At 36.7% G+C, this 19,873-nt stretch carries 20 protein-coding genes; 16 read left to right on the forward strand and 4 right to left on the reverse strand.

Annotated features, from left to right (window positions below; all coding sequences use genetic code 11):
• Positions 1-113: 113 nt before the first annotated feature.
• On the forward strand, positions 114-1,676 hold the full coding sequence (locus LC418_RS07220) for a glycoside hydrolase family 55 protein (RefSeq protein WP_223558603.1): 1,563 nt from the start codon (positions 114-116) through the stop codon (positions 1,674-1,676).
• A 164-nt stretch (positions 1,677-1,840) separates the two neighbouring features.
• Positions 1,841-3,931: a M13 family metallopeptidase gene (locus LC418_RS07225; protein WP_223558604.1), complete on the forward strand. Its 2,091-nt coding sequence runs from the start codon at positions 1,841-1,843 to the stop codon at positions 3,929-3,931.
• Positions 3,932-3,995: 64 nt separating this feature from the next.
• On the opposite strand, the gene LC418_RS07230 is transcribed toward LC418_RS07225, so the two are convergent.
• Complete coding sequence (locus tag LC418_RS07230) at positions 3,996-5,042, reverse strand: hypothetical protein (RefSeq protein ID WP_223558605.1); 1,047 nt, start codon at positions 5,040-5,042, stop codon at positions 3,996-3,998.
• A 353-nt stretch (positions 5,043-5,395) separates the two neighbouring features.
• Between LC418_RS07230 and LC418_RS07235 the strand changes: the two genes are divergently transcribed.
• The 9 genes from LC418_RS07235 (at position 5,396) to LC418_RS07275 (ending at position 13,857) form a co-directional block, all read left to right on the forward strand.
• Positions 5,396-5,842 (forward strand): type VI secretion system contractile sheath small subunit, encoded by a 447-nt coding sequence (locus LC418_RS07235; RefSeq protein WP_223558606.1) that lies wholly within the window; start codon positions 5,396-5,398, stop codon positions 5,840-5,842.
• Positions 5,843-5,863: 21 nt separating this feature from the next.
• On the forward strand, positions 5,864-7,225 hold the full coding sequence (locus tag LC418_RS07240) for a DUF5458 family protein (protein ID WP_111956046.1): 1,362 nt from the start codon (positions 5,864-5,866) through the stop codon (positions 7,223-7,225).
• A 64-nt stretch (positions 7,226-7,289) separates the two neighbouring features.
• On the forward strand, positions 7,290-7,763 hold the full coding sequence (locus LC418_RS07245) for a hypothetical protein (protein WP_223558607.1): 474 nt from the start codon (positions 7,290-7,292) through the stop codon (positions 7,761-7,763).
• Between the two features lie 195 nt (positions 7,764-7,958).
• Positions 7,959-8,993 carry an A/G-specific adenine glycosylase gene (gene mutY / locus LC418_RS07250; protein ID WP_223558608.1) on the forward strand — a complete coding sequence of 345 codons (1,035 nt, stop codon included), beginning with the start codon at positions 7,959-7,961 and terminating at the stop codon, positions 8,991-8,993.
• Between the two features lie 44 nt (positions 8,994-9,037).
• Positions 9,038-9,595 carry a gliding motility lipoprotein GldD gene (gene gldD, locus LC418_RS07255; protein WP_111956052.1) on the forward strand — a complete coding sequence of 186 codons (558 nt, stop codon included), beginning with the start codon at positions 9,038-9,040 and terminating at the stop codon, positions 9,593-9,595.
• 27 nt (positions 9,596-9,622) lie between these two features.
• Entirely contained in the window at positions 9,623-10,546 is a 924-nt protein-coding gene (locus LC418_RS07260) for a PfkB family carbohydrate kinase (protein WP_223558609.1), read from the forward strand.
• 87 nt (positions 10,547-10,633) lie between these two features.
• A complete protein-coding gene (locus tag LC418_RS07265; RefSeq protein WP_111956054.1) occupies positions 10,634-11,998 on the forward strand; it encodes a peptidylprolyl isomerase in 1,365 nt (454 codons plus the stop codon).
• A gap of 91 nt (positions 11,999-12,089) precedes the next feature.
• A complete protein-coding gene (locus LC418_RS07270) occupies positions 12,090-13,079 on the forward strand; it encodes an NAD(P)H-dependent flavin oxidoreductase (RefSeq protein ID WP_223558610.1) in 990 nt (329 codons plus the stop codon).
• Positions 13,080-13,089: 10 nt separating this feature from the next.
• Positions 13,090-13,857 carry an alpha/beta fold hydrolase gene (locus tag LC418_RS07275; RefSeq protein WP_223558611.1) on the forward strand — a complete coding sequence of 256 codons (768 nt, stop codon included), beginning with the start codon at positions 13,090-13,092 and terminating at the stop codon, positions 13,855-13,857.
• Positions 13,858-14,043: 186 nt separating this feature from the next.
• On the opposite strand, the gene LC418_RS07280 is transcribed toward LC418_RS07275, so the two are convergent.
• The gene (locus tag LC418_RS07280; protein WP_223558612.1) at positions 14,044-14,661 is read right to left on the reverse strand and encodes an HD domain-containing protein; all 618 of its coding nucleotides are present in this window, start codon (positions 14,659-14,661) and stop codon (positions 14,044-14,046) included.
• A 26-nt stretch (positions 14,662-14,687) separates the two neighbouring features.
• On the reverse strand, positions 14,688-14,987 hold the full coding sequence (locus LC418_RS07285; RefSeq protein ID WP_111956060.1) for a rhodanese-like domain-containing protein: 300 nt from the start codon (positions 14,985-14,987) through the stop codon (positions 14,688-14,690).
• Positions 14,988-15,150: 163 nt separating this feature from the next.
• Between LC418_RS07285 and queG the strand changes: the two genes are divergently transcribed.
• From queG to LC418_RS07305, 4 genes are all read left to right on the forward strand, one after another.
• Positions 15,151-16,104, forward strand: coding sequence for a tRNA epoxyqueuosine(34) reductase QueG (gene queG / locus LC418_RS07290; RefSeq protein WP_223558613.1), 954 nt, complete (start codon positions 15,151-15,153; stop codon positions 16,102-16,104).
• Positions 16,105-16,460: 356 nt separating this feature from the next.
• On the forward strand, positions 16,461-17,138 hold the full coding sequence (locus LC418_RS07295) for a TIGR02117 family protein (protein WP_420837283.1): 678 nt from the start codon (positions 16,461-16,463) through the stop codon (positions 17,136-17,138).
• Between the two features lie 7 nt (positions 17,139-17,145).
• Entirely contained in the window at positions 17,146-17,793 is a 648-nt protein-coding gene (locus LC418_RS07300) for a murein L,D-transpeptidase catalytic domain-containing protein (RefSeq protein ID WP_223558615.1), read from the forward strand.
• A 14-nt stretch (positions 17,794-17,807) separates the two neighbouring features.
• Complete coding sequence (locus tag LC418_RS07305; RefSeq protein ID WP_223558616.1) at positions 17,808-18,269, forward strand: SRPBCC family protein; 462 nt, start codon at positions 17,808-17,810, stop codon at positions 18,267-18,269.
• 76 nt (positions 18,270-18,345) lie between these two features.
• On the opposite strand, the gene LC418_RS07310 is transcribed toward LC418_RS07305, so the two are convergent.
• Entirely contained in the window at positions 18,346-18,774 is a 429-nt protein-coding gene (locus LC418_RS07310) for a cold-shock protein (protein ID WP_111956070.1), read from the reverse strand.
• A 682-nt stretch (positions 18,775-19,456) separates the two neighbouring features.
• On the opposite strand from LC418_RS07310, the gene LC418_RS07315 reads away from it, so the two are divergent.
• The gene (locus LC418_RS07315; RefSeq protein ID WP_223558617.1) at positions 19,457-19,840 is read left to right on the forward strand and encodes a DoxX family protein; all 384 of its coding nucleotides are present in this window, start codon (positions 19,457-19,459) and stop codon (positions 19,838-19,840) included.
• The last annotated feature ends 33 nt before the right edge of the window (positions 19,841-19,873 follow it).

A 19,873-nucleotide genomic window follows, 5' to 3' on the forward strand; every position in this document is an offset into this window, starting at 1 on the left:
TTTAAAAGAGGCTATGTCATAGTTTATTACACGACGTGTTCTGTCGCTACACTCCTATACCTTTGATTTCAGAAGTTCTTGCAAGAATTTTATCAACATTAAAATTTAACAAAATGAATACAATTGAAATTAATGATCCTTACATAGGAGAATGGACAACTTTTATAGAAACGGATAAAACGTATAATGGCGACATTATTATAGATGCATATTGTGACGATATTCTTTACAAAAAGGTTGGAAGCGTTTATTACAGAAGAGTTTTGGAAGACAGCAGAGTCGATATCAGATGGTTTGGAGCGCTGCCGGATGGTGTTACTGATTGTTCAGATGCAATTCAGCAGGCTTTTATTTCGGCAGATCAATTTAAATTATCAGTTACTGCGGGTAAAGGTACTTATCTTGTTACTAAAACGATCTATATCCCTCAGAATGATGATCCAACCTTTTTGTCTAAAACCTACGATTTTAATGAATCTGTGTTTTTGGTACTGTCTGATTTTACGGTATTTGAATCAGGGTATTATAATCAAGGAACATTGGTAAGTGCAATAGGGACAGATAAAGATTATAAAATGTGTTTTGGAATTAAATTTCGGAACTTTTCTCTGTTAACGACTTTGTATGATGTAACTTCTCCAGCTTTGATGATTAAAGACTGGCATCAAGGTTGTGAAATCTATAATATTTCTTCTCAGAATTTTTCAACTTTGCTGAAATCGATCAATAACTATTATACAGTTTTTGAAGATTTAAGGACAACTCACCACAATGAAGCAAGAATAGGTGAACGTTTTATCTTTTCAGGAGATATGAACTTAAATGTTTTTCGTTCATTAGTGGCGGCAAATTCTTTAGTTGGTTATAAGTTTGACGGTCCTTTAACAGCATGTCATTTTGATGCAATATCCATTGAAGGTGTTACAACCGGAATTCAATTTAATTCGTATGTGTTTAATTGTTCAATTGTTAACTCATATCTTGAAGGCTTCGACAGAGCTTTTGAATTTAATAGTTATATATATAATTTCACCATAGATAATAATTATATTAGATTTGTAAGTCCAAACCATAGGCTTATAAAATATACAGGCTTGCCAATGAATAATATTCATTTATTGTCAAATAATACCTTTATAGGAATGTCTGGTTATGATCAATTGTTCGAAAATATCGAGAATAATTATGGATATGGTATGGAAATGAGTTTCAACCCTGTTCAAAGTGATTCTATTAATAATCTTCTTACCGATGATTTCGGAGCTAATTTTAATATTAATGGGAAAGCAAAATTCCCAACCTACTTAGCCAATATTCAAAATGCAAAAGGATTGATTCCTGGAAACTACTCAGGCCAATATACCCATGGTTATGATGGAACCTCTGGCTTTGAAGTAGACTCTTCATTATCTAATTTAGTACACGTTAAAACTAAAATTAAGCATACATGGACTCAGATTGTATATGTCAATTTAGAAGTATACGTAGGTTCAGTGGTAAAGTATTATAAAGGATTTTTTATAGGAAATGTATTCTATGAATTTGGAAGCAGTGGAATATCTGTTACCGGAGGACTGAAATCTATTGTTAATTCTGATGGCTTTATTGATATACAAGGAGGCAGCTATGAAAGCGGAGATATAATTAGTGTAAAAGGTGAAGTACGTTTAATTTAAAGCATATTATATTAGTTATTAACCCTGAATAATTATTTTATTCAGGGTTAATTATTTGATAATTCTAGATTAGAATATATGGTAAAGTGTTGAAATAAACTAAATAAGGATTAACATAATTTTGTATATTTGGTAAGTTTGTGTTAAATCAAAAATTATCTTTAATGAAAAAGCTAAATATTGGAATACTTGCTCTTTCCGGCATTGTATTTTTAAACTCATGCGGAACGGCTAAAACTGCTGCTACAAAAACTGAAACTACGGTTGCTGTTGCAGAGCCTGTGAAAGAAGAATTAAAAGAAGAAGGAATCAATTTATCTTATATGGATAAAAGCGTCCGCCCGCAGGATGACTTTTTTAGCTATGTGAACGGAAATTGGGTGAAAACTACCCAGATTCCTTCCGATAAAGCGAGCTGGGGTTCTTTCAATGCGTTGAGAGAAAATGTAGATGATGCTTCTCTGGATATTCTGAATAAAATTTTATCCGAAACATATTCTGAAGGTTCAGAAGGCCAGAAAATTCAGAATCTATACGCATCTTTCATGGATGTAAACAAAAGGAATGCAGATGGATTGGCTCCAATCAAAGGAGATTTATCAAAAATTGAGGCGATCAAAAACCTTAATGACCTGCAGAAATACCTTCTTGAAGCCACAAAGTTAGGAGACAATTCCTTTTACGGCTGGAGGGTAAGCGCAGACATGAAGAACTCTAAAATGAATGCAGTATATCTTGGCGGTCCGGATCTTGGATTAGGAAGAGATTACTATCAGAAAGTAAATGATGCCAATACTAAAACCTTAGCAGAATACCAGATGTATGTCGGGAAATTATTCGATGTTTTAGGAAATAAAAATTCAGCACAGGCTGCGCAGAATGTAGTGACATTTGAAAAGCAGCTAGCCAACTACCTGTTGACTCTGGAGCAGAACAGAGATGCCAACCTGAGATATAACCCTAAAAATGTAGCTGAACTTCCAGGGCTGGTTAAAAATGTCAACCTGGCTAAATATCTGAAGGATGCAGGTGTAAATACCGATAAAGTAATCATCGGAGAACTGAAATATTATCAGAATATGGATCAGTTCATCACTGAAAAAAATCTTCCTCTGTTAAAAGATTATCTGAAATACCATTTAATTAACGGGAATGCCAGCAATCTTGATGATAAGCTTGAGCAGATCAGATTCGATTTCTATTCAAAGTATCTTCAGGGCCAGAAAGAGCAGCGCCCGATGGACAAAAGAGGGCTTAGCCTTGTGAATGGAGTCCTTGGTGAAGCTTTCGGAAAATTATACGTTGAAAAATATTTTACTCCTGAAGCAAAAGCTCAGATGGAGATGTATATTGACTATATTTTAAAATCATTCAAAACACATATCAACGATATGGACTGGATGTCTCCGGCCACTAAAGTGAAAGCTCAGGAAAAACTGTCTAAATTCACTGTGAAAATTGCTTATCCCGACAAATGGAAAGATTATACCCAGTTAAAGGTGGAATCTCCAAAACAGGGTGCAACACTATACTCCAATCTTCAGAACGTAGCTGCATGGCAATATCAGAGAAGCCTTGATAAAGTAGGAAAATCGGTTGATAAAACAGAATGGGGAATGTCTCCGCAAACTGTAAATGCTTACTACAGCGGATCAAACAATGAGATTGTTTTCCCGGCGGCCATTCTTCAGCCTCCTTTCTATAACCCTAAAGCTGATGCTGCCGTAAACTTCGGAGGAATCGGTGCTGTTATCGGACACGAGATCTCTCACGGATTCGATGACAGCGGTTCGCGTTTTGACGGGGACGGAAACCTCAACAACTGGTGGACGGATGAAGACCGTAAGAATTTTGATGCGAAAGTAGCACAGCTGGCGGCTCAGTACAGCGCTTACGAACCGGTAAAAGGAAGCTTTGTAAACGGTAAATTTACAAGCGGTGAAAACATCGGGGACCTTGGTGGAGTAGCTGTAGCCTATGATGCCCTTCAGATGTACCTGAAAGATAAAGGAAACCCTGGAAAAATCAGTGGATTTACACAGGATCAGAGATTTTTCATGAGCTGGGCAACCGTATGGAGAACAAAATCTACCGACCAGTATATGATTAACCAGGTGAAGACCGATCCGCACTCTCCGGGAGTGTTCAGGGCATTCGGGCCGCTGGTCAATCAGGACGCATTCAACAAAGCATTTGATATTAAACCTGGGGACAAAATGTATAAAGCGCCTCAGGACAGAATAAAAATTTGGTAGAATAACCAAAAATTGTTAGAAAAGAAAGAATCCATCCCCATTAAATGTGAGATGGATTCTTTTTTTAATATGCTTTCTTATAATTCCGGAGGACAAAATTTATTCCGGTTTCAATAATGTCACCCATGGTTTTACAATACTTGAAGTTGACGTCGTAGGTAAGTTTTTGCAAAGCTGTTTTCAGCTCTGTAACATTGGCTTCCGGCGCAATATCTTCTTTTTTCATAATGGCAATAAGTTCATTGAATCTGCTTTTGCTGCTGGTTACTCTTTTTACAATTTGTGAACGTACTTCTTTACGATACTGCTCTATAGAATTAGGCTTCAGTTTTTCCAGTACCATGCTAACCATCGCGTTGTTTTCTTTAAAATATTGGGGAAGATAAACTTTCAAATTCCCTTCATAGCTTTGCTGGTCAAAATCGATGGGGCGAATTTTATAAATAACCTGGTCGAAATCGTGAATGGGAATAATAACATAATTATAAGAGCGCATGTCACCCAGCAGTCCTATGAGGCAACGTTCATTGAATTTTACAAACTCCTTGGAAATCTGTGCTTTTTCCAGTTCTGTACAGTTCTGTAAATGTTTCTGGATAAAAATATCTCCGGGAATTCCTAAGATATGTTCTTCGATCAGGGTATTTTTGTGGATAAGGAAATTAATTCGGTTGGGAGAAAGCAGATCTTCAATTTCCAGCCCATAGATACGGGAAGCATCAGCCTGTTTAATATAAAAATTAGTATGATTGTCATTGAGAATATTTCTCACCCGAATTCGAAAAGGTTTAGAGTTTCCGAAAGTACAAAAGTCGATCGTATCCACTTTCAGATAAGGCAAAGTTGCCTCGTCTCCATCGGAATGAAGAAGGGTGTAAATCTTATTTAAATTAGCCTCTATTTCTTTAAATTCATGCTCAGAATACAATACACCAAGCCACAAAGTATCTTTGCCCTCCTTATCCAGAATATTTACACTGTCGCTGAATCTCAGCAGATCTTCATATAAAAACTGGATCTTAGTCGTTCTGTTATGTCTTTCCAAATACTGATTTAATGCTTCTGAAACAGGATATATTGGTTTTCTAAATGCGATCTTTACATCTTTCATGACTCTGTTACTTTGTTTAAATATAAAGAATTTTTTTCCTCATACCGGAAGAATTCCTATTTTAATACGTGGTTGATGTTTTTTTATAAATGCAAAGCATACAAAGATTTATTTTTATTTTCCCACAGCTTATTTTATTTATTTTTCATAGTTTAGTGATATCGTAAAGTCATGATTTTACGTTAAATATAAATTAGCTTAAATTAAATATTTCAAGAAAAATCTTTACAAAATTTTGTATGTTACAGTTTTTTTTTAAATTTAAACATTGGATTGGTAATTTATTTGATTCATCAGTAAATTACTCAAAGACAGATCCAAACCAAAATCAGAAATCTCAAAATAACAATAATATGGCAATGTTTAATTATGGTGTTGGCGGCAACGAGGTAAAAGTAGACGCTAATGAAGCTATTCAGGAAATACAGGAAAACAAATCGCTGATAGTGAGCCAGCTTACTACAGAAGAATCTTATACCCCTGAAATCGTAACAGGATTAAAAACTGTAGACGACGTCTTCAGACATTTTCAACCATCCGTAGCTGTACAGCACGAGACGGAAGATGGTGGAGTAGTAGAAGAGGAATTCCGTTTTCAGAATCTTGCAGACTTTACCCCTAGAAATCTTACTCAGAAATCAGACTATTTACAGCAGCTTAGCATGGAACAGGAGCAGTACAATAAAATCGTACGCCAGCTGAAGACCAATAAGATTCTGCGTAATATGCTTGAGAATGAACAGACCAGAGCTGCATTCATCGAAGTATTGAAAGATGTGGCACAAGAACTTGAAAAATAATTATTTACACTAAATCAAATCATGGATAGCAAATTACAGGCACAAGAAAGCCAACAGCAGAGTCAGCAGCAGCACTCAGGGCAGCCGAAAGGTAACCCGCTTGCGGAGCTTAATAAAATAGGAGGTTTTGGCTTTGTTGAATCCGTTGTAGACGGTATCGCCAATATGAACCCTACAAGAAAAGCCAGGAAAGAAATTTTCCTGACGGACACCAATAAATCAGACGAAAGAAAAGAGCTTCTTCAAAAAATAAACCTTTGGGTGAGTCTTTTAGAAGGAAATGAGTCTGCAGATAAAATGGCAGATACCTGCAAAACCAAAGCGCAGGCAGCAGATCAGAATCTAAAGACCAACCTGAAAAATACACTTGATGCAGTACGTCTGTTGGAAACCAACTACAGAACTGTAGCTCAGTTCTATAAAAATACAGAACTGGATAAAGTGGATAATGTAAGCATCGTTAATGCAAGCCTTGAGCAGGTTTCAGATCTGGATAATCCTTTATTCATTGATGCTATTTCCGAAGAATTCAAAAACTATTACGACCGTTTAGATCTTAGAGACAACTATTCTATCCTGGCAATACCTGGGTATTTAGGCTCAAACAAAGTCATTGAAAAATGGGCAAAGATCTGTAATGAGAACAAAGTAATGATGGTCACCGATTTCGCCAATCTGGATAAACCGGATGACGTAGTCGACTTATTCCACTCTGCAAACCTTACGGGAGGCGAGCTTCACAGAAGTAACGTTATTATGACGTGCAACTGGCTTGTGGGCAGAGGAAGAGCTGAAGAAGTAGGAGAAGAAGAGAATGTAGAGCTTCCGCCTTCCACTTCATTAGCTGGAAAAATCCACAAAACTTTGATGTCTCAGGTGGCAGCAGGTAAAAAGCATGGTAATATCAACGAAGTAGATGCCGTAAAATTCGAATTGAAGAAAAGCGAAATTTCTCAGTTAGAAAAAATGGGTCTTGTTCCAATGGTGAACGAATATGGTAAGATCATGGCATTCTCTGCTAAAACACTGTTTACAGGAGATAACATCGGTCTTCAGACCTATTCAGTAGTACGTGTATTCGACTACGTAACTAAAGTTTTACTTGACTTCCTGAACAGAAGAGCCTTCGAAAACTGGAATGCCAAGAACGAAGACGATTTGAGAAGGCAGATTGTAACCTTCCTTGACAATATCAAAGGTCCGGACAAATTGATTGAAAAGTTCAAAATTGTTCGTTTCGAGCAGGACAGAGTCAATAAAGACAGAGTATGGCTTGATATCCGTATGACCCCTTATTTCCCTACAAAAAGTTTCGTTATTAAATTGGACGGACATAAAGGAGATGATGGTAACGAGTGGGATGCACAATATACTCAGGAATAACAACAACCCAATTTTAATAACAAAACCGATGCATTTTTACATCGGTTTTTTACTGCCAATTCATATGAAAATTAATGTGATCAAAAATAGTTTAAGCCTCTTTCTGCCTGTACTCCTGCTGATTATATTGTCGGGATGTGAGAAAAAATACCAGGCGCCGGACCATTATGCAGTAGATCTTTTTAAAGACGAACGGCAGCAGGGAAAAGCCTATATCATGAACGAAGAAGAATGCTTTGACGGTAGCGAGCTGGTTATTGCAAGTTCCAATGTGAAACTAACTGACAGTTCAAAAGGAAGAGGGAAAACATTCTTTCTTTACAAAGTAAGATCCGGAAAAGTACTGAAAACAATAAGAGATTCAGTGATGGATTATCCGTTCATGTTTCTTTCTGATCAAAGACTGAAGCTTAAGCCAGATTCAATCTACCTTTACCTGAAAAAACTTGAAGGCTACCGGTTTATTGCTGCAGAAAGAAATCTCAAATATCAATGGCTGAAAGCTGCTCCCGTATATTCCATTAAAAAGAATAAATAATTTTATCTTTGCAGAACGGGAACTGACAGCATTTTAAGCTTTTTAAAAAGAGGTTGCAAAATATGCTTCGACTCCGATCGACATGACAATCTGCAGCTATATGGCATTAGAGGTGTCACGCTGAGCGGAGTCGAAGCATCATAAAAATAGTTGCAGTTAAGAATTCCCTCAAATCATTTAAACAGACAAAGGTTTTTGGAAAAAAATAATAAAAGTTCAGAATTTCTCCATGTTGGAAATAAATTACTGAGCTGGTACGGGAAAAATGCAAGAGATCTGCCTTTCAGACAGACAAAAGATCCTTATAAAATCTGGATCTGCGAAATTGTTTTTCAGCAGACGAGGATCAGTCAGGGGCTCAATCATTACAATAATTTCATTAAAAGATTTCCAGATGTAAAGACACTGGCTGAAGCTGACGAAAATGAAGTGCTGCTCTATTGGAAAGGACTTGGATATTATTCAAGAGCCATTAATATCCATAAAGCTTCACAGCAGATCATGAATGATTATCAGGGTGTTTTTCCTGCTGATTATGAAGAGATTTTGAAATTAAAAGGAGTCGGGAAATATACCGCTGCGGCAGTTTCAAGCATCTGTTTTGGAGGTAGAATGCCGGCTGTTGATGGTAATTTTTACAGGGTTTTGAGCCGTATTTTTGCCGATGACTTTGATATTTCCAATTCAAAGGCCTTTTCCTATTTTTCTCAATTGGCAACATTGGTCATGCCAGAGAATGTAGGCGATTTTAATCAGGCTATGATGGATCTCGGTTCAGAAATCTGTAAGCCTAAGAATCCTCTCTGTGGCGAATGTCCGGTAAATGATGACTGTCTTGCATTTTCTATGCAGAAAACATCAGAGTACCCTGTCAAGACAAAAAAGATAAAAACAGAAGATCTTGCCCTGAAATATTATTTTGTGCACAGAAACGGACAGTTTCTGATCCGGCAGAGAAAAGACGATTTCATCTGGAAGAAATTATTTGAGTTTCCACCGGTAATTTCTGCCGATTTGGAACCGTTTATCAGGAATGTAAAAACCATTACCCATAAGCTTACCCATAAGAATCTCACCATTGAAATTTCTAATGTTGAGGTCGATTCAGAAGCGGTTTGGGATAGTTTTATAGCCGAAAATCAGTACCTCATTACAGACTTTGAAGCTTCTCATGACAAATCTTTTCCCAAACCTTTGGAAAACTACATCCAAAACTCATTGAAAGACTGAAATTTGTCTCCCAAAATCTAAAATCTAATTTGTACTTTTGCAAAATGATAAAAAACGTCATTTTTATTTTTGTATCACTGCTTTTAATTTCTTGCGGAAAAGATCATGTTCCAAAACCTTACGGGGAACTCCGCCTGGAGTATCCGGCACCCAAATATCAGAAATTTGAGAATAACTGTGCCTATACTTTTGAATATTCAGACTTTGCATCGATTTCTGATGCTAAAAAGCCTTGCTGGTATTATATAAATTACCCAAAAATGAAAGCCAAGGTCTTTGTGACCTATTATCCGATACAGAATGATTTTGCAGATCATATCAAAGAAGCTGAGAAAATGGTTTATGAGCATACCATTAAAGCAAGTTCCATCGATACCAAATCATTTGAATACCCGGACAAAAAAGTGTACGGAAACTTCTATGAGCTTAAGGGGCAGAGCGCTTCTAATCTTCAATTTTACATTACAGACAGCACAAAACATTTTGTGACTGCTTATTTATACTTTAATACAAGGCCAAAACCTGATTCTTTGGCCCCGGCAGTGAACTATATCAAAGATGATATGAAGCATCTGCTGGACACTTTTGAATGGAAAAAATAATTGACTTTAAAATACATTGAAAAATATATGAAACTTTTAGTTGTAGGAAGCGTTGCATTTGATGCAATCGAAACGCCATTTGGTAAAACTGATAAAATTTTAGGAGGGGCAGCTACTTATATCAGCATCACTTCATCCGTTTTAGGCGTTAAATCTGGTATTGTTTCCGTTGTTGGAGGAGATTTCCCACAGGAGCACCTTGATATGTTCACAGACAGAGATGTAAATATTGAAGGAATTGAGATCGTAAAAGAAGGAAAAACATTCTTCTGGTCCGGGAAATATCATAATGATCTGAATACCAGAGATACTTTGGCTACAGAAGTGAATGTTTTGGAGAATTTTGATCCTAAAATTCCAGATTCTATGCAAGATGCAGAGATTCTTCTGCTTGGTAACCTGCACCCTGGTGTTCAGCTGTCCGTACTGGAAAAAATGAACAAACGTCCAAAACTTGTTATCCTTGATACTATGAACTTTTGGATGGATTCAGCATGGGATATCCTGATGGATATGATTGCTAAAACAGATGTTATTACCATCAATGATGAAGAGGCAAGACAGCTTTCAGGAGAATATTCTTTAGTAAAAGCAGCTAAAAAAATCCACACCATGGGTCCTGACTATGTAATCATTAAAAAAGGAGAGCACGGAGCTTTACTTTTCCACGACAATAAAGTATTCGCTATCCCTGCACTTCCATTAGAAGAGGTTTTTGATCCAACCGGGGCCGGAGATACTTTTGCAGGAGGTTTTGCAGCTTATCTTGCCAAAAAAGGTAAGTTTGATTTCGAGACCATGAAGTCTGCTTTAATCGTAGGTTCGGCTATGGCTTCCTTCACGGTTGAGAAATTCGGAACAGAAAGAATCCAGGAAGTAAATGAAGCGGATATGTTCAGCAGATTAAGACAATTCAAAGAATTAACGACATTCGATGTTGAACTGCAATAAATAAGTCTTTTTAAGAAATATTTATAATAAAAAATTTAGACTAATTCGTTAAGTATTCTAAATTTGCAACTTGTTTAAAATAGTAAAATGACAAATAAACTAAAAATCACTTTTCTTCTTGGGATTTTCATGATGATATTCTCTTCAAACATGAATGCTCAGCTAAAACCGGGAGAACTAGTGGATGGTATTGCTGCTGTTATCGGTGATGAAATTGTTTTGGAATCGGATGTGAATGAGCAGATGAACTATGCCAAACAACAGGGAGCCTCTGAGACTGACAAATGTGACTTCCTTGAAAACCTGATCAGCAACAAGCTTCTTGTATACGAAGCCAAAAAAGATACATTAATTGAAAACCGTTCTGCTGCCATTAAAGAGCAGGCCAATGCAAAATACCGTCAATTGCTTTCTCAGTTCCCTGACGAAAAAACGATGCTTGCTGCATATAAATTCAGAAATGGGTATGAAATGAAAAACGCTATTGAAAAGATAGATGTAGACCAATATTACGGGCAGGCAAAATATCAGCGTATCACTGAAAAGGCAGACGTAACTCCAAATGAGGTTACTGACTTCTATAACCTGTACAAAATGCAGCTTCCGGAAGTAAAGGATGAAATCTCTTTAGCACAGATTATGATATACCCTAAACTGACCGATGCGCATAAAGAAGATCTTATCAAAAGATTAAATAAAATTAAGCAGGATATTGCCGCCGGAGAGACTTTTGAAAGCCAGGCAAGAATTTATTCTGAAGATGAAGGATCTGCTGCGAATGGGGGACTTTATAAAAATATAAACAAAGGACAAATGGTTAAGCCGTTTGAAGCGGCTGCACTGAACCTTCAGGAAAATGAGATCTCAGATCCCATTGAATCCGAGTTTGGATACCATATCATACAGCTGATCAAAAAATCAGGAAAAGTATACGACGCAAGACATATCTTATTGAAAGCGACTCCTACAGATGATGAAATAAAGACAGCAAAAGCAAAACTGGACAGTATCAAAAAACTTGTTCTTGACGGGAAAATAACATTTAAAGATGCTGCTTTTAAATTTTCAGATGATAAAAGAACGAAATTCAATGCCGGAATTATTTCAGGTGCAGACGGTTCTGATAAAATTGAAAGAGAAAGTATTCCCGGATCTATCACTTATGAATTGGCAGGTCTGAACAAAGGAGATATTACTTCAGCTTTCGAAGATGAGGACAATAAAAGAAAAGTAGTGAAGATCATCAAATTAGAAGATGTTATTCCTGCCCACCAGATCACACTGGAAACAGATTATAACAGAATCAAGCAGATGGCGCTCAACAAAAAGCGTAATGAAATGATTGAGAAGTTTGTCAACTCTAAATTACCGACAACCTTTATATCAATTGACGGGCGCTATGATAACTGTAAATTCAAAGCCAACTGGAAAAAAGAATCAATCAAAAAATAAAATATAAAACCTTCAGAATTTCTGAAGGTTTTTTTATACCAAAAAGTCAGGATATTTCCTTTAGAACCCACGTTTTTTATTATTTTTACGCATGAGCAATTTTATAGATTTCAATTCAGCAAAAAAACTTCAGGAAATGAAGGCAGATCAAAATAGAATTACAAGGCTTTTTAACATACAATATCCTATTATTCAGGCAGGGATGATCTGGCATTCAGGGTGGAGGCTGGCTTCGGCGGTTTCCAATTGTGGAGGCTTGGGGATCATAGGAGCGGGAAGCATGTATCCTGATATCCTGAGAGAAAATATTCAGAAATGTAAATTGGCTACAGATAAGCCTTTTGGTGTTAATGTGCCTATGCTGTATCCTAACCTTGAAGAGATCATCCAGATCATTCTGGAAGAGGATGTGAAGATTGTTTTTACTTCAGCCGGGAATCCTAAAACTTATACGGAAACGCTTCAAAAAGAAGGAATAAAAGTTGCCCACGTTGTTTCATCTACTAAATTTGCTGTAAAATGCGAAGAAGCAGGAGTAGATGCTGTAGTGGCCGAAGGTTTTGAAGCAGGAGGACACAATGGAAGAGATGAGACCACCACTTTCTGTCTGATCCCGAATGTAAAGAAACATATTTCCAAACCATTGATTGCTGCCGGAGGAATTGCATTAGGCTCTCAGATGAAAGCTGCCATGATCCTCGGTGCAGACGGTGTACAAATCGGTTCCCGGTTCGCTGCTACCGTTGAAGCAAGTGCTCACGAAAACTGGAAAAAGAAAATTACAGAACTGAATGAAGGTGATACCCACCTTACTTTAAAAGAACTGGCGCCTGTAAGGATGGTGAAAAATAAGTTCTTTGGTGAGCTGGAAGACATCTACCAGTCAGGAAGAAATAAAGAAGCTTTAATAGCTTCATTGGGACGTGCAAGAGCAAAGCGTGGAATGTTCGAAGGAGATATGGAAGACGGTGAGCTGGAGATTGGACAGGTTTCTGCTTTGATCAACGATATATTACCGGTAGAAACCGTTTTCAGTAATTTACTAAAGGAATTTGAAGCAGCAAAAGTTCCAGGCTTATAGAACCGAATGAATGGAAGAGAGGATAATAGAAGTAAGAAGTCAGAAACTTTATATCACATACAATAACATAGTCGAAGAAAAGCCTGTTATTATTTTTCTTCACGATTCCTTGGGTTGCGCACAACTTTGGAGAGATCTTCCGACAAAACTGTTTGAAATTACGGACTGTAATATTCTTATGTATGACAGACCAGGTTATGGGAAATCCGGACCTATGCCGACCCACGAAAGGCCGGTTAATTATATGGAACTGGAAGCAGATTTACTGAATGAGCTGCTGACAGAGCTTAATATTAACAATGCCATCCTATTCGGGCACAGCGACGGAGGAACCATTGCCCTCATTACAGCTGCAAAATATCCCGAAAGAATAAAAGGCATAATCTGTGAAGCAGGACATATTTTTGTAGAAGAAGTTACTTTAAAAGGAATTTACGAAGCCTGGGACGCTTATAAAACGACCAATCTTGCCGAACGTCTTGCCAAATACCATGGAGAAAAAGTGGAAATGCTTTTCAGGGCCTGGACGGAAACATGGACCCGTGAAGATTATAGAAACTGGAATATTGAATACCTTTTAAAAGATATTCAATGCCCTTTACTTTTTATTCAGGGGGATGCTGATGAATATGGCACCGTGGATCAGGTTGAAAAAACAGTTTCTCAGGTAAGCGGTCCTGCAGAAAAATATATCATTCCCGGAATAGGGCATACGCCGCATAAAGAAAATCCAGAGCTTGTTTTGGTTAAGGTATCAGAATTTATAGAAAAAATATAGCTGTAAGCATAATCAGTAATAAGAGCATCTTGTGTTACAGGGTGCTTTTTATTTTCAGTCATGTAATTAAACAATATCTGATTTAAATTGTCTATTTATATTTTCTGTACAAATTGATGAGTTGTGTTTGAATGAGTGGTTTAATAAAGGAGATGCGGCAAAGCCGCATCTCCTTTATTATTACAGTTATAGAAGCTGAATTTCTGCAGCTATATTTTCTCTTGCCTGCTGCTCATATTTGTCCCTGAAATGCTCTGTTTTAAAAATACTTTCCAGTTCCAGGAAATGTTTCAATACCTTCTTTCTTCCCGGTTTGTACAGAAGGTCAGGATAAAGAGCATATTCCTTCCGGATCTTCCGGGTATAATCAAAATATATTGCAGAATTTTTTCCCAAGATAGAAAGGTCTGCATCCAGAAGATAGTTTGTATCCGCATCATCAGACTTTTGATGGGATTTTGTAGCTAAGATCTGATTTTCTGTTTTTAAAATTATAGTTTGAGGCAATCCCATTTTATGAAGCCGTTCTGCAGCATACGATGCACTTTTTTCTTCATTGGACTTTGAAGAAGTATCATAAATAACATCATGGTAAAAAACAGAAAATGAAACAGTAGAAAAATCATCAATAAGTTTTTTTACACTTTCCAGTTCTATGAACATATTCTCAAGGTGAAAAAGATCATGATAATACCTGCCTTTTCCGGAATATTGGGTTTCAATTTCTTGCCACATACTTTCAATAAGGGTCTCGTCTTCTGTAAAATGAAGACAAAGATCTGTGAAGTATCCTTTCAGATGCATGATGAATGAGTATAAAAAAAGGAACTTTAAAAAGTTCCCTGATTTGCTTCCAACACTGCTTTCAGATCAGCCCAGCCTCCGCCGTTATAACCATCCTTCAGGCCCTGCCCATTAAGATATTCCAATGCTTTTCCGCTTCTGTTTCCGCTTCTGCAAAATAAGATCACAGGTTTTTCGATAGATAAGATCTCTTCCTTTCTGTCTTCTACTTCACCAAGAGGGATATTTTGGGCTCCGTCTATATTTCCGTCCATTTCAAGCTCCATAGGCTCACGAACATCAATTAATTCATAATTTCCAGACTGTATAACTTCTATTAAAGACATAACTGTGTAATTTAAGATTAAAAATAAGAACGAAAATACGCAATTTTTTCCTGAAAAAACTCTTTATCTAAACTTAAATTTTCCCAAAAATGCTTAAAACTTAAGGCTCATTCACTTCTTACCAAAGACCGTAAGATTCATAAATTAAGCTTAATTTTGCAGAATGGAAATCCTGAATGGCGGTGCCGAAAAATATTCCCAGCTTATAAAATCCAAAGCAAAACATTTTGGGTTTCAAAGCTGTGGAATTTCGAAAGCAGGATTTTTAGAAGAAGATGCTCCGAATCTTGAAAAATGGCTTAAAAACAATTTTCATGGCGAAATGAAGTACATGGAAAACCATTTTGATAAAAGATTGGATCCCAGGCTGCTTGTAGAAGGCTCAAAATCTGTTATTTCACTTTCTTACAATTACTTTCCAAAAGAAGAAATCTCTACCCTGGAAAATTATAAGATCTCAAAATATGCTTACGCAGAAGATTATCATGAAGTGGTAAAAGAAATTCTCCGCGAGATGGTTTCAGAACTGCAGCAGGAGATAGGAGAGTTCGGGTTCCGGGTTTTTGTGGATTCTGCACCCGTTTTGGAAAGAAGCTGGGCCAGAAAGTCAGGAATAGGCTGGGTAGGGAAAAATGCCAATCTCATCACAAAGCAAAATGGCTCCTTCTATTTTTTGGCGGAAATCATCTGTGATCTTGAATTAATCCCCGATCATGCCACTACAGATCATTGCGGTACCTGCAGGAAGTGTATTGATGCATGTCCTACGGATGCTATTGTTTCAGAAAAGATTATTGACGGAAGCCGCTGCATCTCTTACGCAACTATAGAGCTCAAAAACGAAATTCCCAATCATTTTAAAGATAAAATGGAAGACTGGATGTTCGGATGTGATATCTGCCAGGATGTATGTCCCTGGAATAGATTTTCTTCACCTAACCTTCAGAGTCGTTTTGCTCCGAATGAATCCCTGAAAAATTTCAAAAAAGAAGAGTGGAGAGAAATTACCCAGGAAATATTCTCTGAGATCTTCAGGAAATCCCCTGTAAAGAGAACCAAATTTGCCGGCCTGAAGCGGAATATTGAATTTTTGGAACGTTCTTCAGATAAACTTTAGGATAAATTTTTGGTGACGAATCCTGGTCTGGAATTTTGGGTCCCAAAGTTGAGGAGGATAAATGACCATCCCTTAAGCTGTCGGTCTTAAGGAGGTTAAGATTTAATTCAGTAAGAATCTCTGAAAAACTTTTCCTAAAAAGAAAATTGACTTTCAGGAGACCAATGTCCCACAGAAAATCAACGCTTTTTTTGTACTCTTTTTGGAGCTGTTTTTACCCGTACTTTAAATCTTTTTTGTGATTTTGTATTTTTACGCATATTTGTGAATATTTCGTAACTAAATTTAATCATTTTTTCGATTAAAACAAATACTTTTACAGAAAATTGAAGATTAAATTTTATTAAAACATGAGTGTGAAAATTGTATTGCTGTATGTCCTGAAAACCATAGGAATTATTTTAGGAATTGTTGCTCTGTATGTTATTCTGGGCCTTTTACTTCCGCTTATAGAAGTTTCTGCAGATAATGACGGACAACCGAAAGATATTCCGATTTATATTTATACCAACGGTGTGCATACAGATATTGTAATGCCTGTAAAAAATGACCTTCAGGATTGGAGCGCAAAAGTTCCGTTTTCCAATACAAAATCGAAAAGAATAGATTACAATTATATAGGAATAGGATGGGGAGACAAAGGATTTTATCTGGATACTCCGACGTGGGCAGATCTGAAGTTTTCCACTGCTTTTAAAGCTGCCTTCTGGCTCAGCGATTCAGCCATGCACTGTTCCTATTACAACAGCATGAAAGAAGGCGAAGACTGCAAAAAGATCATGATCAGCAGAAATCAATATACGAGTCTGGTGAAATTTATAGAAGAAAAATTTGACAGGGATCAGAACGGAAACTTTATCCTGATTCCTACCAATGCTGTTTATGATGTAAACGATGCTTTTTATGATGCCAAAGGAAAGTACAGCTTCCTGAATACCTGTAATACCTGGGCAAATGATGCACTGAAAGTCGCAGGACAGAAGGCTGCCCTATGGACACCTTCCGATTTTGGAATTTTTAGACATTATAAATAATTTTTCAATGAAGATTTTTGCTGTAATTTTTGTTTTACATCTTATATTTTCATGCACTAATGAATCTAAAAGAGACTATTCCGTTATAGCAAATTCTTTCATTAAAGAAGACAACAGGCCGGAAGCGGATCTGTCTAAAATTACAGCAAAGGCTGAAGAAGCTCTGAAATTCTGTGTTTCAAAAAAGCTAAATACAGATTTTTGTATCCTGATCGACATGAGCCTTCATTCAGGAATTAAAAGATTTTTTGTCTGGGATTTTAAAACGAAATCAGTGGTCAGGAAATATCTTGTGGGTCATGGCTGTGGCTCAAATCCCTGGAGTGCAGATGGTTCAAAAGACAATCCACAGTTCAGCAACGAAGACGGAAGCCATCTTTCATCTTTGGGAAAATATAAGGTACAGGGAAGAGGATATAGTGATTGGGGAATCAATATCAAGTACCTGATGCATGGTCTCGAAGAAACAAACACTAATGCTTTAAAAAGATATATCGTTTTCCATTCATGGGATCAGATGAGCGACGACGAAGTTTTTCCAAAAGGTTCTCCCGAAGGCTGGGGGTGTCCTACTGTTTCTAACAACGCAATGAAAGAAATAGATCCTATGATTCAAAAGACTGGGGAACCGGTTCTGATGTGGATCTATCAATAATATACAGGAAAATTATGAAGCACCGCCTTGTCCGGGAACAGCAGCTCAGCTGCAATATAGAAACCGCCTGGGGATTTTTTTCCTCAGCTAATAATCTTTCCGAAATCACACCGAAAGACATGAATTTTATCGTCCTGACTACAATGGAAAATGATGAAATTTATGAAGGAATGCTCATCGATTATTACGTTTCGCCTTTATTCGGAATAAAAATGAAATGGCAGACAGAAATTATTAAAGTTGATTTTCAGAAAAGCTTTATAGACTTTCAGAAAAAAGGACCCTATAAGCTATGGCATCATCATCATGAATTCATTTCCAACGAAAAGGGCGTACTCATGAAAGATACCATTGATTATGAACTTCCAATGGGATTTTTGGGTGAAATAGCCCATCCACTTTTTGTTAAAAAGAAACTGGAACATATTTTCGACTACCGCTACGAAGTCCTGGAAAAAATGTTCAATAAAGTGTAAAATATGATAAAAGCCGCTCTGTGGAGCGGCTTTTATTATTATCTGACAACATCTGCATGATAAAGCAGAATGTTATTTATTTAACCAATTCGATATTAACAGCAGAGAATCCTTTTGGAGATTTTTCTTTCTCGAAAGATACTTTGTTCCCCTTTTTTACAGGATGTGCACAGCTGTTGTTGTGAAAGAAAACATTTTCTTTGCTGTTGTCTTCAGTAATGAAGCCATAGCCTTTCTCACTGTGGAAAGTGATGATCCCAGTTTTTCTGATTTCTTCTGCCATAATAGGAGCGGCACCAAGCTGGATCTCATCAATGTTTACTTCCTGTCTTTCTCTGTCTTCAGGAGGTGTAGAGGTAAGTCTTCCGAATTCATCTACATACATGAAAACATCTTCTGCACCCTTGTTGTTATTCGTTTTACGATCTTCGCGTCTCAGCGCTTTTTCTTTTTGCTTTTGAATTTTTTTCTTGAAATTTTCTTTTTTAGAAAAAGAGTCTGCCATAAATTATTCTAGTATTTAAATTTTATATTGTATTTGTTTACCTGATCTGCCAAGTCTTATAAAGCTGCAGTCGTCCGTCTGTTCTTCTTTATGAAACGAAGCGTCGAAAGCAGTTTGTTTGGGCGTTCATCAGTAAAAGAAGTGATTTTTAAAAAATGAGGCATCTGAAAAGCGGGAACTGAAAAGAAAGAATTTCTATACTGTAACAGAGGGCAAAGGCAGCGGCCTATTAATTAATATACAAATATACGATAATTAACTGAATAAACCTATTTTAAATCATTGATTATCAAAAATGTATTTTCTCATTTAAAACGAGAACTGATTTCACTATTGAGTAGCAATAAAAATCCTCAGCATGCTGAGGATTGTGGAAAATAATATATTATAAAAATGAAGTGGTGTATAATATGTTCATACAGCAGCAAATGTTGTGCCTAAAAATCACATATTTTGGATTTTTTTTGTGTGGAAGCTCAATTTTAGAGCAGTTGAAGAGCGTATCCGGTTGGTATGGTAATGTGATATATCCTTTACATGAGTAATATTTTAATAATTCATGTATAATGCATTAGATATGGTAAATTCGGAATTCATTGTCTAATCTAACTTTTATATGCACTTTTAAGCTGTTGGTACCTGATGTTCATCATTGTTTTTTGTGCTTTTTTAATTTAGATTCATGAAAAAAAACTTCTATCTCCGCGCAGCTTTGTCGGTTATTTTACTGATGCACAGTGTAGTATCTATTTTCAGTGGCGATGTTAATAATTTTGGACGTCTTTACCTTGATACCATAGGCTTCAGTCCTTTTGGACTTTACCTGGCCTGGGCTGTGAAGCTGATCCATCTTTTCTCAGTATTTCTGATCTGGTCGGAACGTTATGTAAAGGCAGTTTCTATTTGCAATATGATTATCCTGATTTTTGGAATTTATTTTGTGCATTGGCAAAATGGATGGTATGTTGTAGGCGGCGGAACCAATGGAATTGAGTTCAATATTCTTTTAATTTGCTGTTTTTTACAGCTTATTTTTACCGGAAAGGAAGAAAACTGCAGTTCATAGACCATTGCTGTGGGTTAAATGCTTAAATTTTTA

Origin of the sequence: Chryseobacterium lathyri, assembly GCF_019970085.1 — a bacterium.
GTDB classification, from domain to species: Bacteria; Bacteroidota; Bacteroidia; order Flavobacteriales; family Weeksellaceae; genus Chryseobacterium; species Chryseobacterium lathyri.

What these genes read in the sequence shown, in the direction of transcription:
- LC418_RS07240 (WP_111956046.1), top strand. Translation starts at nt 5,864, where the DNA reads ATGGATAGCAAATTACAGGCACAAGAAAGCCAACAGCAGAGTCAGCAG.
- LC418_RS07270 (WP_223558610.1), top strand. Translation starts at nt 12,090, where the DNA reads ATGAGCAATTTTATAGATTTCAATTCAGCAAAAAAACTTCAGGAAATG.
- LC418_RS07220 (WP_223558603.1), top strand. Translation starts at nt 114, where the DNA reads ATGAATACAATTGAAATTAATGATCCTTACATAGGAGAATGGACAACT.
- LC418_RS07275 (WP_223558611.1), top strand. Translation starts at nt 13,090, where the DNA reads ATGGAAGAGAGGATAATAGAAGTAAGAAGTCAGAAACTTTATATCACA.
- LC418_RS07225 (WP_223558604.1), top strand. Translation starts at nt 1,841, where the DNA reads ATGAAAAAGCTAAATATTGGAATACTTGCTCTTTCCGGCATTGTATTT.
- gldD (WP_111956052.1), top strand. Translation starts at nt 9,038, where the DNA reads ATGATAAAAAACGTCATTTTTATTTTTGTATCACTGCTTTTAATTTCT.
- LC418_RS07305 (WP_223558616.1), top strand. Translation starts at nt 17,808, where the DNA reads ATGAAGCACCGCCTTGTCCGGGAACAGCAGCTCAGCTGCAATATAGAA.
- LC418_RS07230 (WP_223558605.1), bottom strand. Translation starts at nt 5,042, where the DNA reads ATGAAAGATGTAAAGATCGCATTTAGAAAACCAATATATCCTGTTTCA.
- LC418_RS07280 (WP_223558612.1), bottom strand. Translation starts at nt 14,661, where the DNA reads ATGCATCTGAAAGGATACTTCACAGATCTTTGTCTTCATTTTACAGAA.
- LC418_RS07265 (WP_111956054.1), top strand. Translation starts at nt 10,634, where the DNA reads ATGACAAATAAACTAAAAATCACTTTTCTTCTTGGGATTTTCATGATG.
- LC418_RS07285 (WP_111956060.1), bottom strand. Translation starts at nt 14,987, where the DNA reads ATGTCTTTAATAGAAGTTATACAGTCTGGAAATTATGAATTAATTGAT.
- queG (WP_223558613.1), top strand. Translation starts at nt 15,151, where the DNA reads ATGGAAATCCTGAATGGCGGTGCCGAAAAATATTCCCAGCTTATAAAA.
- LC418_RS07315 (WP_223558617.1), top strand. Translation starts at nt 19,457, where the DNA reads ATGAAAAAAAACTTCTATCTCCGCGCAGCTTTGTCGGTTATTTTACTG.
- LC418_RS07235 (WP_223558606.1), top strand. Translation starts at nt 5,396, where the DNA reads ATGGCAATGTTTAATTATGGTGTTGGCGGCAACGAGGTAAAAGTAGAC.
- LC418_RS07310 (WP_111956070.1), bottom strand. Translation starts at nt 18,774, where the DNA reads ATGGCAGACTCTTTTTCTAAAAAAGAAAATTTCAAGAAAAAAATTCAA.
- LC418_RS07245 (WP_223558607.1), top strand. Translation starts at nt 7,290, where the DNA reads ATGAAAATTAATGTGATCAAAAATAGTTTAAGCCTCTTTCTGCCTGTA.
- LC418_RS07260 (WP_223558609.1), top strand. Translation starts at nt 9,623, where the DNA reads ATGAAACTTTTAGTTGTAGGAAGCGTTGCATTTGATGCAATCGAAACG.
- LC418_RS07300 (WP_223558615.1), top strand. Translation starts at nt 17,146, where the DNA reads ATGAAGATTTTTGCTGTAATTTTTGTTTTACATCTTATATTTTCATGC.